Below are 15245 nucleotides of genomic sequence, written 5' to 3' on the forward strand. Positions count from 1 at the left end.
AGGTTCGTAGTGAGGACTTTAGTCCTTCTAAAAAGGTTCGTAGTGAGGACTTTAGTCCTTCTAAAAAGGTTCGTAGTGAGGACTTTAGTCCTTCTAAAAAGGTTCGTAGTGAGGACTTTAGTCCTTCTAAAAAGGTTCGTAGTGAGGACTTTAGTCCTTCCTCATCTAAATGTTTGACCCAGACTTGGATGTGACGTGCGATCGCAAAGTAGTAATACTTCCCCGGAATATTAATTCAGACTTGCGATCGTAGTTTGCTTGCCATAACCTCCTATAATTACCAGAAATAATTGGTTGAAAGCCTCTCCCTTTTAAGAATAAATTAAAATCAGACGATTCATTACTCCAATCCTCTTCCTTCTAGGTAGATTTCGTTGTCAATTGTCAACTGTCAACTGTCAACTGAATTGTGGGTTCAAGTTTTTTTCAGCCCGGATTTAATGATCTCAATTAATTCCGATTCCAACCAAGGTTTATACAAGCACGAATGAAGGTTTGCTTCCTTTTTTACCCTGGCAATAGCAGCTTCATCAGCTTGACCTGTTAGCATAACTTTCACGATTTTCGGGAATTTTTGGTGGATGTAAATCAGCAGATCGTCCCCCTTCATCCCGGGCATTAACCAATCTGATACAATCACCAGAACTTGAGACTCCTCTTCAGTAAACTCCTCTAGCATTTCTAGAGCATCCATCGCATTTTCGGCCAGTTCATAAGAATATTCAGTACCAAAAGCTGACTTGAGTTGCACTTTGAGACTCTCCAATACAGCGATTTCATCATCAACACATAAAATTACTGGTTTAGGCATTTTACTCTTTACACTAGAAATTGTGACTTGGGAATTGGAGATTGGAAATTGGAAATTGGGAATTGGGAGAAAAAGAAAGCAGAAACAGCTACCCGTCGATCCGTAATACCAGTTTCAAGAAAGAATGCAAATGTAAGCCCGCGATTCAAACCCTGATAGTCATCAGTCATTCCCAATCTCAAATCTCAAATCTCAAATCTCAAATGGTATGACTTCAGTTTTGTGCTACTAATTCCTCGGTAAATAAACTGTAAACGTGGTTTGTCTGGGAAGTGATTTTACTTCTATTTTACCTTGATGTTTGTCAATTATTTGTTTAACAATATGCAACCCTAAACCACTACCTTCCCCTAAGGATTTTGTTGTAAAAAAAGGCTCAAATATTTTCTCTTGAATATCCAACGGTATACCTTTGCCTGTATCGGCAATAGTAATCTTTATCTGCTCACCTGCCTCAATCGCGTCAATAGTTAAAGTACCTTGATAGTCCATAGCTTGTAAAGCATTGTGGACGATATTTGTCCACACCTGATTGAGTTCGTCAGGATAGCAAAGTACAGGGGGTAGTTCTGGAAGGTTCAGCACTATATTCACTCGATTTTTGATTTGATTGTGATACAGAGTCAACACCGTTTCGATACCATCAGCTATCTTGGCTAAACTCTTATCGCTCGACGGTTGACCTCCTGTGTATTCTTTGAGAGCAAATATTATTTTTGCCGCTCTATCTGCTGCTATTGCTATGGTTTGCATACCTCTTTGCATACCGGATATTTTATAAGCACTATCTAAGATATACAAACTATCAGATCTTTTGAACAGTGGCAAAAAAGGCTCTATTTTGTCATAAATTCTCATGTCCACAATCGTATCAGCCAAATCCTCGGGTTTTGCAACTTGTTCGGAGTTAAATTGACTGATAAAAAGCCTTTTCACTTTGCGGTCTTCTTTGGCAGAGAAACTGGGTTTTTCTTGGAGCGACCTATTGATTAATGCTAAAAAAATTTCCGCTTCTTCTATAGATAAAGACTGAAATAGTGCAGGCAACTGCTGTAGAGATTGCTCTAAAAACTTAAAAATGTTCCCCGCCGAAGAGCGAATTGCTCCCAATGGAGTATTGATTTCGTGAGCAATTCCTGCGATTAATTGTCCCAACGCAGCCATTTTTTCTGAATTAATTAGTTCGTTTTGAGTCGCTTTTAATTCTAGCAAAGTAGCATTCAGTCTCTCATTAGTTTCCGCTAGCTCATCATTTTTAGATTGCAAATTGTTTTGCAGATTTTGTAAACTCAAGTGAGTTGCGACACGAGCCAAAACTTCTTCTACTTGAAAAGGTTTGGTAATGTAGTCTACTCCGCCGACGCCAAAAGCTTTGATTTTATCCAGTACATCGCTCAAGGCACTGATGAAGATCACGGGTATGCCGCGAGTGCGATCGTCCGCTTTGAGCTTTTCGCATACTTGATAGCCGTCCATCACCGGCATATTAATATCCAGCAAAATCAAATCCAAAGCAATGGTTTGGGCAATTGATATAGCTTGGTTTCCATCCCGTGCGGGTCTAACATTGTACCCTTGTTCTGTCAAAATCCCAGCGAGAAGGCGCAAATTAGCTGGAGTGTCGTCAACTACAAGAATATTCGCCGTTGGTGGGACTATTTGCTGGCTGCTCACGATCGCTTAAACTCTCTTGTGTTATTTTTTAGAGCTGTCAATTAAAATCACTATTTTACCGCAGTTCAACTGATTTGCCAAGATAGTCGCGACTTTCACTCAACTGATATCAGTTCAAAAAAAGAATGCAACTCTATGCAGGATCCCAACCCTCATGCCAGTCATTACGAATCTCAAATCTCAAATCGGAAAATGGAAAATCGTATGAGACTGTTCTCTGAAGAGAGAACGCTGCTAGGCACTAGACGCTCATCAACCCGCTGTATTACTGTATTTTTTGTTGCTCAACCCAGGATTTTTGAAAGGAACCTGGTTTCTCACTCTGAGAGTAAAAGAACCGGGTTTTTGAGATAAGATTATGGACTCAAACCCAAAGCTTTCTTTCCTGTTTCCGGTTCATTTATAGTTGGGACTGACCGGAATGTATTCAATTTATTATATTAAATAAAGTCAGAATTACTTTAGGGCAATATTGCGTGCATTTCGTGACAGCGTTGCAGATAATTTTGCGCCACCCTATCTAGGGGATTCTTGCGTACACAATCCGCAAACAGTTCTGCCGCTTCTTGATGTTTAGCAGCAGCGTAATTATACAGTGCTTCGACAAATACGGGTAAAGTTGCTAACTTACGCTCTTTCAATTCAGGTGGATCGGCATCAAAAACTTCGTAAATTGTCATCAAATCCGATTTACCTTTTACTCGAACACAGCCGATATTTCGGATTGAGTAACTTGTGGGATCGGTCAACTGCAAAAAAGTATTTTGAGCGATCAACATCGACACCCCGTAACTTTTCGTCATAGTTTCCAGCCGCGAGGCTAAATTTACAGCGTCGCCAATCACCGTACTGTCCATCCTGTTAGTTGACCCAACTGTTCCTAACATCAATGAACCCGTATTGATGCCAATCCCAATTTTAATAGGTGCGTAACTGCAACTCATGCGATGTTGATTGTATTCAGCGAGACTGTGCAACATAGAAATTGCAGCATTCACGGCATCGCTGGCACTCTGACCGAATAAAGCCATAATTGCATCGCCAATATATTTATCAATAAAGCCGTGATTTTTAATAATGTTTGGCTCCATTCGACTCAAATAGGAATTAATAAAATTGAAATTTTCTTGAGGTGTCAGGCTCTCAGAAAGAGCCGTAAAATCCCGAATATCGGAAAACAATATTGACATTTCCTTTTCCACGCTGTCGCCGAGTCGAACTTCGCTCAAGCTATCGTGGCTTAGGAGGGATACAAATTCATTTGGCACAAAGCGTTTAGCCGCTTCTGTTAATTTTAATTGCTGTGACAGAGCAACTTCTAACTTCTGATTTATTTTCCGAAGTTCGGCATTTTGTTCTGCTAGTTTTTTATCCTGACTGTAGCTGTGTACGGCTTCTGTCACAGTCAATCTTAAGTCTTCAGTTTGCCAAGGTTTGCCGATGTAGCGGTAGAGTTTTGCCTGTTTGATGGCATTTCCTACCGCTTCAATAGTCGCCTGACCCGTCAGCATCACCTTGAGAGTTTTGGGGGAAATTTCGTGAACTAGCCGCAACAATTCATCGCCTTTCATGTCAGGCATCACGTAATCGGAGATAATCAAAGGAATTTCATAGCCGTCTTCGAGCAATTCAGCAATTAACTCTAGGGCATCTTTACCTCCTTCGGCAATTTCAATCTCATAAGTATTGCCTAAAGCTTCTTTTAATTCTGTTTTAAGACTTTTCAGAATGGTTTTTTCATCGTCAACGCAAATAATGACTTGTTTGGTCATAACGATAAGGCTGTTTTAATGGTTTCGATCAACTCTGATTCCGACCAAGGTTTCTGCAAACACCGATGGAGGTTGGCTTCGTCAAAAGCCCTCTTGACTGCCTCTTCATCGGCTTGACCTGTCAGCATAATTTTTACTGTTTTTGGAAATTTTTGATGAACTCGAATCAGAAATTCATCTCCTTTCATTCCTGGCATTAACCAATCCGATACAATCAAGATAACTGAGATTTCGTCGTCAGTGAATTCATCAATTAACTCTAGAGCATCGGCAGGACTTTCTGCTATCTCGTAAAGATAAGCATTCCCAAAGGCAGATTTTAGTTGCGTTTTCAGACTTTTTAAAACTACTTTCTCGTCATCAACACACAGGATAATTGGTTTAGACATTTTTGCTAATTAACTAATTTTTAGGAGAGATTGACAGGTAGAACAACTGTAAAAGTAGTTTTGCCTGGAACAGATTCAACTTCTATTTTACCGCGATGTTTGTCAATAATTTTTCTGACTATATCGAGACCCAGACCGCTGCCTTCTCCGGGGGGTTTTGTGGTGAAGAATGGAGCGAATATTTTGGGCATTACTTCGGATGGAATTCCGGCGCCGCTATCTGTAACGCCGATTTTGATATTGTTGCCTTCCTGAAGGATATCCAGAGTTAATGTGCCTTGATTGTCCATCGCTTGCAGGGCGTTGTGAATCAGATTTGTCCATACTTGATTGAGTTGGTCTACATAGCACATTACGGGCGGTATTGTTTGGAAATTGCGGATGACTTCGACGTTGTGTTTGAGGTTATTTTGATACAGGGTGAGTACGGTTTCTATGCCTTCGGTTATATTAGATGCAGCCATCGTTTCTGATGAGTCGTAACGGCCATAGGTTTTCAAGGCGAATACGACTTTAGAAGCGCGATCGGCTGCGGTGTTGATTGTTTGGGTTCCTCGCTGGATTTCGGAGAGTTTGTAAGCCATTTCTAAGATACGATCGCGATCGACCTTTTGCAGCAGAGACAGAAAGTCGTCCGCCTCGTAAATCCCCATATCTACCAAAGTGTCGGCGATCGCATTCGCTTCGTCAATATTTTCGTCTTCGAGTTGACGAATCAAAGCCCGCTTTAACTTCCTTTCTTCTTTAGCGGTTAAAGTCAAATCTTTTTGTAGCGAGCGATACAGTAATGTGTTAAAATTTTCAGATTCTGCGGGGGAAAGCGACTGAAACACTGAGGGCAAATTGCTGATGGTTTGCTCTAAAAAAGTAGTCATACTTCCGGCAGTCGATCGAATTGCGCCCAGAGGAGTATTCAATTCGTGGGCAACTCCGGCGACTAATTGGCCTAAAGCTGCCATTTTTTCCGATTGAATCAGCTCTTCTTGAGTGGTTTGGAGGTTGTCTAAGGCTGTTTTGAGCTCTTGGGTTCTTTCGGTGACTTGGACTTCGAGAGTGCGGTTGTATTCCGCTACCAATTTCTCGGCTTGTTTGCGCTGGGTGATATCGGCAAAAGCTGCGATCGCATAACTCACCTTTCCTTTATCATCATAAATGGGCGTTCCCCAAACCTCGATCGGAATAATCCTGTCAGACTGGCGAATTTCCATATCATCAACGTTAACGCTGGCTCCTTTAAAAGCATTAGCAAGGGGTTCTTTGTCTGCTGGATAAAGCTCGTTAGTACCTGCCAAATAAGCTTGATAAATCTCTCGAAGTTCTGACTCAGTATTAGCGATGATGCCTGTACCTAATAAATCCTGAGCGCGAGAATTAACATAGTAAGGTTTGCCACTAGACTCGGCGACAAATATACCCACAGGCACTGCTTCTAAAATTTGGTTGAGTCGGCTTTCACTCTCAGATAATTCGGCATTCAAAGCTTGCATTTCTGTGAAAGATACTTGAAGTTGCGCCGCCATACTATTAAATGAATTGGCAAGTTCCCCGACTTCATCGGATCGGTTGAGCGTTACACTTTTGCCCCATTCACCTTTAGCAATATTTTTCGCCGCCTCGTTCAAAGATAAAATTGGTTTTGTGACCCATCTCGCCGTGACAACGCCAACAATTATCGCGACGACAAAAGCAGCAGCGCACAACAAAATAGTCGCAGTATTGTTGGCATTAATTTGTGCCATAAAATCCGCTTCGGGAACCACCACCACAATTAACCAATCCAATCCTTTGTCATCTTGCCAAGGCAGAACTTGTAAAAATTGTTTTTTCCCCTCAACATCAAATTCTAGTGACTGCGCCGTTTTCAGAGATTGAAACTCGTTAAAATTAGCTCGTAAATATTTAGCCGTGGTTTGAGTGAAAGTATTTTTACTGTCAATTGCTTTAACTCGTTCGGCTCCGTATTCTTTGTTGATGGTATGAAACGGTCTTTCTCCTGTCGAAGTTGCGACTAACATTCCCGATCGCTCGATAATAAAAACCTGTCCGGTTTCGCCAATTTTCAAGCTTTGCAAAAACTTACCAATAGTGGATAAATTAATATTAGTTAGCAATACCCCTTGCAATTTGCCTTGTTTGTCGTAGAAAGGCATAGATGCGCCGAGATAGGCAGTAATGCCAGCCGTATTGGGATAAATCTGACTCCAGGTGGGTTTACCAGCAGCTACCGCAGCTTTGTACCAGGGGCGAGTGCGCGGGTCAAAATTAATTTTGTTGTTTAATACTGCGCCGATTTCGCCGGATTCATTGGTGGCATAGGTGCGGAAATCATAGTTACTTGCTGCTGTCGATACTCTCCAAGTCAGCGAGCCATTGTCGAGCCTTTCTGCCCCCAAGTTGTCTCTTTGTTCTAATCCTAAACCGGTAAAAGTGAGGGTGTCAAATATCTGAAGCTGCCGCCAAAAATGACGCTGTAAAAGAGGTACATCTTCCAGGTTGAGGGTGCCGAGATCGATCGCAGCAGCATTGATCTGGTTGACCTGATGGGGTACAGTCAGGTAAGCACCGAGATTCTGTTGGACGCGGCTGCCTACTTCTGTCATTAGTCGATCGGCAATTTCGTTGACTGCCTTCTGTCCATTTTTAAATGAGAGATATCCTACCAGTCCCACCGCCGCGAACAGTTGCAAGACGAAGGGAACTATCAGAACTGTTCGCAGGGTTCGGGAGGCAGCAGTTTTTGCGGCTTCGGTGGCAGTAGATAGGGTTTTGTTCACAACGTTAGTCCTGGATCTGATGACGATCGGGATTGTTTTGAGTTCAGAAATACTTGCAGGCGGGCGACATCCACCTGGAAAAAATTGACGGCCCGCCCAAATCGCCATGCCGTATTTCGCTCTCTTTGGGATGCACAGGAGTTGAGAAGCGGATTTAGCAAGCAGATTCGTCGCTGTCAAACCAAGATTTGTTGTAAAAACCCGGTTTCTTTTCGTAAGTTTTATTCTGGTTATTCCGTCTTGCCAGAGTCTGCTGATTTTTGAGGTGCAACTTTTGAACAGCAGCGTGCACCGCTCAACTCTACAACATTTTTTAGTGAATGATTGAATAAATACAAACGCCTGCTTTCGATTCTACAATAAGTAGAGGTAATATTGCCAGCGCTGGGGCATTTGTTGCACTTTTTAAGTCAAAGTGCTGGGAGTGCAAGCTTCGGGCTGTGGTGGTAATTTTTTGAGAATACAAATTGATAGCAGAAGCCATAAGCCATAAGCGATCGCCTACATGGGTTTGCCCAATAGCAGTAAGGTGCAGACACAAGCGCCCTACATATAGCCTTTCTCAAAAAGATAAGGTATGAATGACAGCTTAATATAAGCACTAAACGAAGAGGGCTGAAGCCCAACAACGTACCCGATCTTTCTGAGAACCGCTATACTTAGATTTTGGATTGAGGGATTTGAACGCAAAGGACGATCGCCTTTTGCACTAAAATTTAAACTAAGTCAACGGCTGCGAATTCACCCGCCGAATTGCCACCACCGCAGGTTTAGGTGGATTATTAGCTTTTTTAAGAGGCCAATTCGATCCTACCGGCACTTTGCGAGTCTGCAAAAACTCCTTACCATCAATAGTCTTCATGGCAAAATTGCGATCGTCTACCGCCATATCTTTTCGCATCCCGTTAATTTCTCCTGGATGCTGAATTGCCAAAAACAAAGTCTTTTCATCCTCAGTAAAAAACGGCCCAGTAGTTTCGCACTCCATCGGCCCAATTCCAAACAAAAAAGCCTCCCCAGCATTGGGGCCAGAAGCCGGCAAAAACCAAATTGCATTGTTACCGTACAAACCGCGCAAATTAGATTGGCTAATCGGTTTCCCATCTTTATCAACTCTGCCAGCAGCAACAGGCGCATTCAGTTTGTCAGAAGACATATCATTTACCATCCAAACATTGCCACCCTTATCAATCAGTAAATTATCTGGATTAGAAAAACCCAATCCGCCCTCAGCAGGTTCGCCACCCGTCGCAAACATTTTCCACTGAAAAGTCATTGCAGAGGGTTCGTTACCCTCTTCAACTAAGCGCATAATCCAGCCATATTCGTAAGATTTGCCATCCTTGCCTTGAAAAATTCGCAAATCTGGCCCGCCGTCGCTATCGCTGGCAGAACCGGAAGTAAAGGTAATGTAGAGAGAACCGTCAGGAGCAATTTCTGTGTCTTCGGGACGAGCAGTGCAAGTAGCTCCTGCGGCGCTGGCAGCATAATGAGCGTCTATTAAAATTGCACCTTGTTTTTCCTTAGCTGTGCCTTCGTAGAGGTCATTTAAAGTCTTGAATTTTTGTTTGAAAGCAACTGCTTCTGCATCTTTTTCGACTTTGACAAAACCACCTGCTGGACGCAGCGGCAAATTAATCATTCCGCCTCCATGCAAGCTAGGCAAATCTGGATTCACAGGGGTGTCAGTTTTTAATGGAATCCACCTACCGGTGCCGTCAGCGTTAAACTTGGCAGCATAAAGCATTCCGTCTGTCAATAGCTGGGAATTAGCTTTATCTTTGGGGTTTTTAACTGAGTTTTTGCTGACGAATTTGTAAATATGTCCGCTGCGCCGATCGCACCCGGAGTAAAATGCTAATGGTTTTCCGGCTACTACGCGAATGCCTACAGCTTCGTGGCGGCAGCGTCCCAGCCAAGTGTGTTTGGTGCCGTAGTCCTTGGGGTTAGCCGGATCTACTTCTACCATCCAGCCGTATTTATTACCCGCCAAGCCGAAGACATTCCCCAAACCGCCAATTTCTTCGGCATCGATGTAGAAGTTTTTCTTGCTTGGATCGAAAGATGTACCGTCTGCAAACACAGGTTCTGGCACAAAATTCTGGATGTTTTCTTCAGCACTAAAAACCGTTCCCCAAGGCGTAGTCCCGCCCGCACAGTTACTAAAAGTGCCGATGATTTTTGATCCCAATTTGTCCGAGTAGCCTTTACCTTTTTTGTTGAACACGGCTACCGCTGGGCCGGTGGCTTTGAGGTAGCGCCCGTCTTCTAGGCCGGAAATACCCGTAATTCGGCGATCGGCTGGAGAAGGCGTTCTTACCCATTTGCCATTATCATTTATTTTGATAGAAATTACCCCGATTCCTACCTCAATTAAAGCTGCTTTTGACACTTGGGCAACCATTTTTTTTATCTGGTCTTTGTCCGACGCAGAAAAGGCATTGACTCCCGCTTTCCCGGCGGAGGCAGCTGCCGCTTCTAACTTAGCAAAAGGCAGAGATTTGCCAATGACTTTTTGATAACTTTGTATCCAAGGCTTGGCACTGATGTACTCGAAATTAACAGTTAGCAATCCCTGATTTTTGCCAGTTTCTACAAAGGAGAGATAGTCATTGTTGTAGCCGAAGTGAGAATCGCCCACTTTGTCTCCCCAAGCAGCTACAATATCGTAGGTAAAACCTTCGGGAAGCAGGAGGTCGTCTGCTACTTCGTAAGCGCTGTAAGCTTGCATTTGCTGCTGGGTGGACGCGCTGCTAATGGGGATGAATTGTCCAGTTTCTGTTAAGGTGCTGCTGGTTAGCAAAGGCATCGGCCCTTTGACTGGTTGGAAGTTTATGCCTGGTGCCAAATTATCCACACTCTTGGGAGAGTTAACTGGCTGTGAGAAGGGCATCGTAAATTTTTGTTGGCAAGAATTGAGTGCAACACCACCGGCAGTTGCACCCAAGAAAATTAGGAATTCTCGACGCTTGACAGTCATAGGTAAAAAAATGGTTAAGGACTAATTATCCGCAGACTATAAACTCAATTGACGGTCATTTTTTTGAAAGGTATGTAGTTGGGCTTTAGCCCCGTTTATCTATACGTCTCAAGAGGGCCCAAGCCCAACAACGTACCTATGCACTCGAACACTAATCTCTAGCTTTTTGTAACACAATTTGCTGGACTTAAGGATATATTCCAATTTAATAAAGGTATGTAGTTGGGCTTTAGCCCCGTTTATCTATACGTCTCAAGAGGGCCCAAGCCCAACAACGTACCTCATCAATAATTGCCCTATACATACAAATAAGGACACAACATTGTTGTATCCCTACCTATGTCATATTTAACTCGAACTGGTAACCATACAACAGATTAAAACAATCAACCAAATCGATAGCCGAACCCCCGTACTGTAATGATATATTCCGGTTGACCCGGATCGATTTCCAACTTTTCGCGCAGCCAGCGGATGTGAACATCTACTGTTTTGCTGTCTCCGATAAAATCTTGACCCCAAATTTTTTCCAGCAACTGATCGCGAGACCAAACTCGCCGGGGATTACTCATAAATAGTTCTAGTAAGCGAAACTGTTTAGGAGAAAATTTTACTTCAATGCCGTGAACCAAGACGCGGCACTCTTCAGGATACAGAGTTATGTTCTTATATTGCAGCATCATCGGTTGTGGCAACTGACCGAGGCGCTGGCGCCGCATCAGTGCCCGACACCGGGCGATAAACTCCCGCATTCCAAAAGGCTTGGTGAGATAATCATCCGATCCGGCTTCTAGATAAAAAGCGCAGTTGTTTGCACTTCCTCTAGCACCGATAATCAAAATAGGAACGGGATTTCCTTGATGTCGTAACATTCGACACAGATCTAAACCGTTAATTGAGTCCATAATTAACAGGTTAAAACCAAATTCACTGTGGTAAGACGAGGAAGCCTGCACAGAAGGCAGAGCGTTGCGCCCGTCGCTAGTAACCACCACCTCATAGCCCTGTTCTTTCAGAGCTAAAGCTAGCATCTCCCGCAACAGGTCTTCACCTTCCAGTAACAAGATGCGGCCGGCTTGTCCAACAGCCAGCCTTGAAGGACTTTCGCTTAATTCAGCAGAAGACATAAATATCAGTGGGGGTTATGTTTGTATGTGGCTAGCGGGAGGTGCCTTCTTCAGTAGCTGAGGCACTTTCGCGCTGCGATCGCTTTTTATGAACGATCGACTATTCAATCACTTATAATCTTTCGCCAGTCCATCCGACAGACATACGCTCGACTTTTTTTACTTGTTCGTGCAAGAAATATAGCCGTTGAGCAGTTGCGATAGCTGCGCTGTCTGCCTCCGTCCAGGCGTTAGAAGCCTGGTCATTGTTAGGGGTCGGTATTACTTTGTAAAACATTGCCCGCTTGTGATTGACCAGGTTACACCCAATATATAGGGAGATGGCTTTATCGTACAGGCAAAAGGTTATTAAAAGGTAAAGTTTTAGTAAATAAATGGTTAATTTATTAAAGATTAGTAATGTTGTTCTTAAAGTTTAACCGAACCCTACAGCTTTGGTTGAAGATACTACCCCGATCGAATTTACGCTCCGAAACCTGGTAACTCTAAAAATATGGCGCTAAATTAACGATAAATCTGGCAATCTAACGGGTTTTTGAGGAATAGTGTTTTGTGGGTTAGACGCGAGCTTCGTGGGTTAGACGCGAGCGGGTGTCGTGGGTTAGACGCGAGCGGGTGTCGTGGGTTAGACGCTCGCACTAGACAGGAACCGGACGCAAGCGGGGGCAAAGGCGAGGAGTTTTGAACGCGAGCTACAACTGACCCAGGCCCGCTACGATCGAACTTACAAGTAAAAATTCTGTAGATTGCCTATAATGTTGCTGCATTTGAGTACCTGGCCTCTTGTTGAAGCTTATCTTGAGAGCTCCCGAGGCATAATTATCCCGATCGGCTCCACCGAACAACACGGGCCCACCGGTTTAATCGGAACTGACGCGATTACTGCTGGTGCGATCGCCCAGAGTGTCGGCGAAGCAGCCAATGCCTTAGTCGGCCCGACAATTAATGTCGGCATGGCTTTGCACCACACCAGCTTTCCCGGTAGCATCAGCCTCCGACCGCAGACCCTAATTTTGGTAATCAGAGATTATATCACATCTTTAGCAAAAGCTGGATTTGAGAAATATTTCTTTATTAACGGTCACGGCGGCAATATTGCCACGATGAAAGCAGCATTTTCCGAGACATACGCGCATTTGTCGGACTTAAATGTACCAAATGCCGATCGAATCCAGTGTCAAATCGGCAACTGGTTCATGTGCGGTTCAGTCTACAAACTCGCCAAAGAATTGTACGGAAACCAAGAAGGTTCCCACGCCACCCCCAGCGAAATTGCCGTAACCCAGTACCTTTATCCAGAAGCAATCAAGCAAGCACCGCTTTCGGAAGAAGTTGGATCTGGGCATAAAATTTATAGTGCTGCTGACTTCCGCCGCCGATTTCCCGACGGGAGAATGGGTTCAAATCCAGCCTTAGCAACTCCCGAACACGGCCAACAATTTCACGATTTAGCAGTCAAAGAATTGACTAATAATTATTTGGAGTTTTTGAACTCAGATTAACAATTGCGTGAACTTGATAAATCTGGTTTCGATCCGAGGCCAGATATCCCTAAATCTCCCTTAAAAAGCAGGGCGGTTTTATAGAAGGTACGTTGTTGGGCTTTAGCCCAAAGGTACGTTGTTGGGCTTTAGCCCAAAGGTACGTTGTTGGGCTTTAGCCCAAAGGTACGTTGTTGGGCTTTAGCCCTCTTTATATATATGTCTAAAGAGGGCCCAAGCCCAACAACATACCTTAGACACGAATGCTACGCAGCAGCTTCCTCTTCAGCTTCAGCTTCAGGTGCATCTGGCACATCTTGCTTAATCGTCAAATAGCGAATCACCTCTTCGCTCAGACGCATCGCGCGTTCCATAGGAAAAATTGCAGCGCCCGGAGCTGTATAGTTCATTTGAACGTATACCCCGTCGCGGTGCTTGCCGATTTCGTAAGCCAAGCGACGCTTGCCGCGGTGCTGAGTTTCGATATTTTCAGCACCTTGATCGCGCAAAATGGTTTGATATTTCGCGATCGCCTGGTCAGTCATTTCTTCACCCAAGTCAGGGCGCAGAATGTACATTGTTTCGTAAATAAACGGTTTCATGGCAATAATTCCCTTATGGACAACAAGGCTTCTCACGAAGCAAGGACTTATCATCATATACCAACTATGAACAATCTCAAAACTAAAAAACCAAATTCCCCAAACCGCAGTCCCTCGCGGTGGAAGACGCTGTGGATCTATGGGATGATGGGGGCGATCGCACTTTTAATGCTCTTCCCCTTGCTGTGGCTGCTCAGTACCTCCCTCAAATCCCCCAGCGAAAACATCTTTCAATATCCCCCGCAACTGTGGCCGCAACAGCCAACCCTCGAAAACTTCATCAAAGTGTGGCAAACCAACCCCTTCGGGCGCTACCTGTTCAACAGCACCCTGATTGCAGGCCTCACAGTCAGCATCAACGTTTTGTTTTGCGCGCTGGCGGCTTACCCCTTAGCCAGACTTAACTTTCGCGGCCGCGAAGCCATTTTAATTACGATTATTTCCACGATCATGATACCCTTCCAAATAGTCATGATTCCGCTGTACATTTTGACAGTACAACTCGGATTAAAAAATAGCTATTTAGGCGTAATATTTCCCGGACTAGCCTCAGCCTTCGGCATATTTTTATTGAGACAAGCATTTCTAGCAGTTCCCAAGGAATTAGAAGAAGCCGCCCGCATCGACGGCTGCACCGAATTAGGCATTTGGTGGCACGTGATGATTCCGGCAATTAAGCCAGCTTTAGTTACTTTAGGGATTTTTGTATTTATCGGTTCTTGGAGCGACTTTTTGTGGCCGCTGCTAGTTTTAGACAGACCGGAATATTATACGCTACCTTTAGGTGTCGCTAATTTAGCCGGGACATTTTCTTTAGATTGGCGTTTGGTGGCGGCGGGTTCGATTATTTCTATTATTCCAGTTTTAGGACTGTTTTTAGTATTGCAAAAATACATTGTTCCAACCGAAACTGCCGCCGGAGTCAAGGGATAGAATTACGGAATTGGGGCATTGGGAATGGGGCATGGGGGATTGTCAGTCTAAAATTCTTCCTTCTTCCTTCTTCCTTCTTCCTTCTTCACACAACTCACAAAATTTATTTGTTATGTACGAACTGCCAGACATCCGTTGGATTGTTGAGCGCGCTGCTGTCATAGATGCGATCGTCGGTTTTGCAAATGCGTTCGATGCCAAAGACTGGGACAAATTGCGATCGCACCTAGCGAACGAAATAGATATCGACTATTCGGAATTTCGGGGTGAAACTCCCCGACGAATAACCGCAGAAGAATATATAAAACAGCGGGTAGAGGGACTTGCAGGTTTGCGAACGCTGCACGTCAGCACGAATCATGAATTGACTATTCACCACAATACAGCCAAATGTCATTCTGCATACCAAATTTATCGACTTGACCCCAGTCGCGAAGCAGGACAAAATCGGCTGGATACAGCAGGAAACTATTTTCACTCTTTGATTCAAACAACAGACGGACATTGGCTGATAGACGGAATTAAGCAAACCGTAGTGATTGTCAGCGGCAATCCTCAAGTTCACAGTGCGCTGCGCGGTACATCTTAAACCATTTTAGATTTTAGATTTAGGGATTGGGGATAATTCAACCTAAAATAGGTTCGTAGTGAGGACTTCAGTCCGCATAAAATCAGAGGACTGAAGTCCGAACGATCGAACCT

General features: G+C 43.9%; 12 protein-coding genes. 4 read left to right on the top strand and 8 right to left on the bottom strand.

Features of this window, described 5'->3' with window-relative positions; translation table 11 throughout:
- A partial coding sequence (locus tag QZ938_RS04120; protein ID WP_293349542.1) for a hypothetical protein occupies positions 1-194 on the top strand: 194 nt, incomplete at its 5' end.
- Positions 195-415: 221 nt separating this feature from the next.
- Here QZ938_RS04120 and QZ938_RS04125 read toward each other — a convergent pair.
- From QZ938_RS04125 to QZ938_RS04155, 7 genes are all read right to left on the bottom strand, one after another.
- Positions 416-811 (bottom strand): response regulator, encoded by a 396-nt coding sequence (locus tag QZ938_RS04125; RefSeq protein WP_293146965.1) that lies wholly within the window; start codon positions 809-811, stop codon positions 416-418.
- Positions 812-1039: 228 nt separating this feature from the next.
- The gene (locus tag QZ938_RS04130; protein ID WP_293349545.1) at positions 1040-2485 is read right to left on the bottom strand and encodes a response regulator; all 1446 of its coding nucleotides are present in this window, start codon (positions 2483-2485) and stop codon (positions 1040-1042) included.
- Between the two features lie 461 nt (positions 2486-2946).
- Positions 2947-4257, bottom strand: coding sequence for an adenylate/guanylate cyclase domain-containing protein (locus QZ938_RS04135; protein ID WP_293146961.1), 1311 nt, complete (start codon positions 4255-4257; stop codon positions 2947-2949).
- The gene (locus QZ938_RS04140) at positions 4254-4646 is read right to left on the bottom strand and encodes a response regulator (protein WP_293146959.1); all 393 of its coding nucleotides are present in this window, start codon (positions 4644-4646) and stop codon (positions 4254-4256) included. The genes QZ938_RS04135 and QZ938_RS04140 overlap by 4 nt, the downstream gene beginning before the upstream one ends.
- A gap of 20 nt (positions 4647-4666) precedes the next feature.
- Positions 4667-7600 (bottom strand): ATP-binding protein, encoded by a 2934-nt coding sequence (locus QZ938_RS04145; protein WP_293349548.1) that lies wholly within the window; start codon positions 7598-7600, stop codon positions 4667-4669.
- Positions 7601-8141: 541 nt separating this feature from the next.
- Positions 8142-10400 carry an alkaline phosphatase PhoX gene (locus tag QZ938_RS04150; RefSeq protein WP_293349551.1) on the bottom strand — a complete coding sequence of 753 codons (2259 nt, stop codon included), beginning with the start codon at positions 10398-10400 and terminating at the stop codon, positions 8142-8144.
- A 386-nt stretch (positions 10401-10786) separates the two neighbouring features.
- On the bottom strand, positions 10787-11527 hold the full coding sequence (locus QZ938_RS04155; protein WP_293146949.1) for a response regulator transcription factor: 741 nt from the start codon (positions 11525-11527) through the stop codon (positions 10787-10789).
- 755 nt (positions 11528-12282) lie between these two features.
- Between QZ938_RS04155 and QZ938_RS04160 the strand changes: the two genes are divergently transcribed.
- Positions 12283-13029, top strand: a complete 747-nt coding sequence (locus QZ938_RS04160; protein WP_293349554.1) for a creatininase family protein — start codon at positions 12283-12285, stop codon at positions 13027-13029.
- A gap of 245 nt (positions 13030-13274) precedes the next feature.
- On the opposite strand, the gene rpsF is transcribed toward QZ938_RS04160, so the two are convergent.
- Positions 13275-13610, bottom strand: a complete 336-nt coding sequence (gene rpsF, locus QZ938_RS04165) for a 30S ribosomal protein S6 (RefSeq protein ID WP_293146945.1) — start codon at positions 13608-13610, stop codon at positions 13275-13277.
- A 66-nt stretch (positions 13611-13676) separates the two neighbouring features.
- On the opposite strand from rpsF, the gene QZ938_RS04170 reads away from it, so the two are divergent.
- Both QZ938_RS04170 and QZ938_RS04175 read left to right on the top strand, forming a co-directional pair.
- On the top strand, positions 13677-14543 hold the full coding sequence (locus QZ938_RS04170) for a carbohydrate ABC transporter permease (RefSeq protein ID WP_293349655.1): 867 nt from the start codon (positions 13677-13679) through the stop codon (positions 14541-14543).
- 112 nt (positions 14544-14655) lie between these two features.
- On the top strand, positions 14656-15132 hold the full coding sequence (locus QZ938_RS04175) for a nuclear transport factor 2 family protein (RefSeq protein ID WP_293349557.1): 477 nt from the start codon (positions 14656-14658) through the stop codon (positions 15130-15132).
- The last annotated feature ends 113 nt before the right edge of the window (positions 15133-15245 follow it).

The sequence above is a fragment of the Microcoleus sp. CAWBG27 genome (assembly GCF_020883145.1).
Taxonomy (GTDB): domain Bacteria; phylum Cyanobacteriota; class Cyanobacteriia; order Cyanobacteriales; family Microcoleaceae; genus Microcoleus.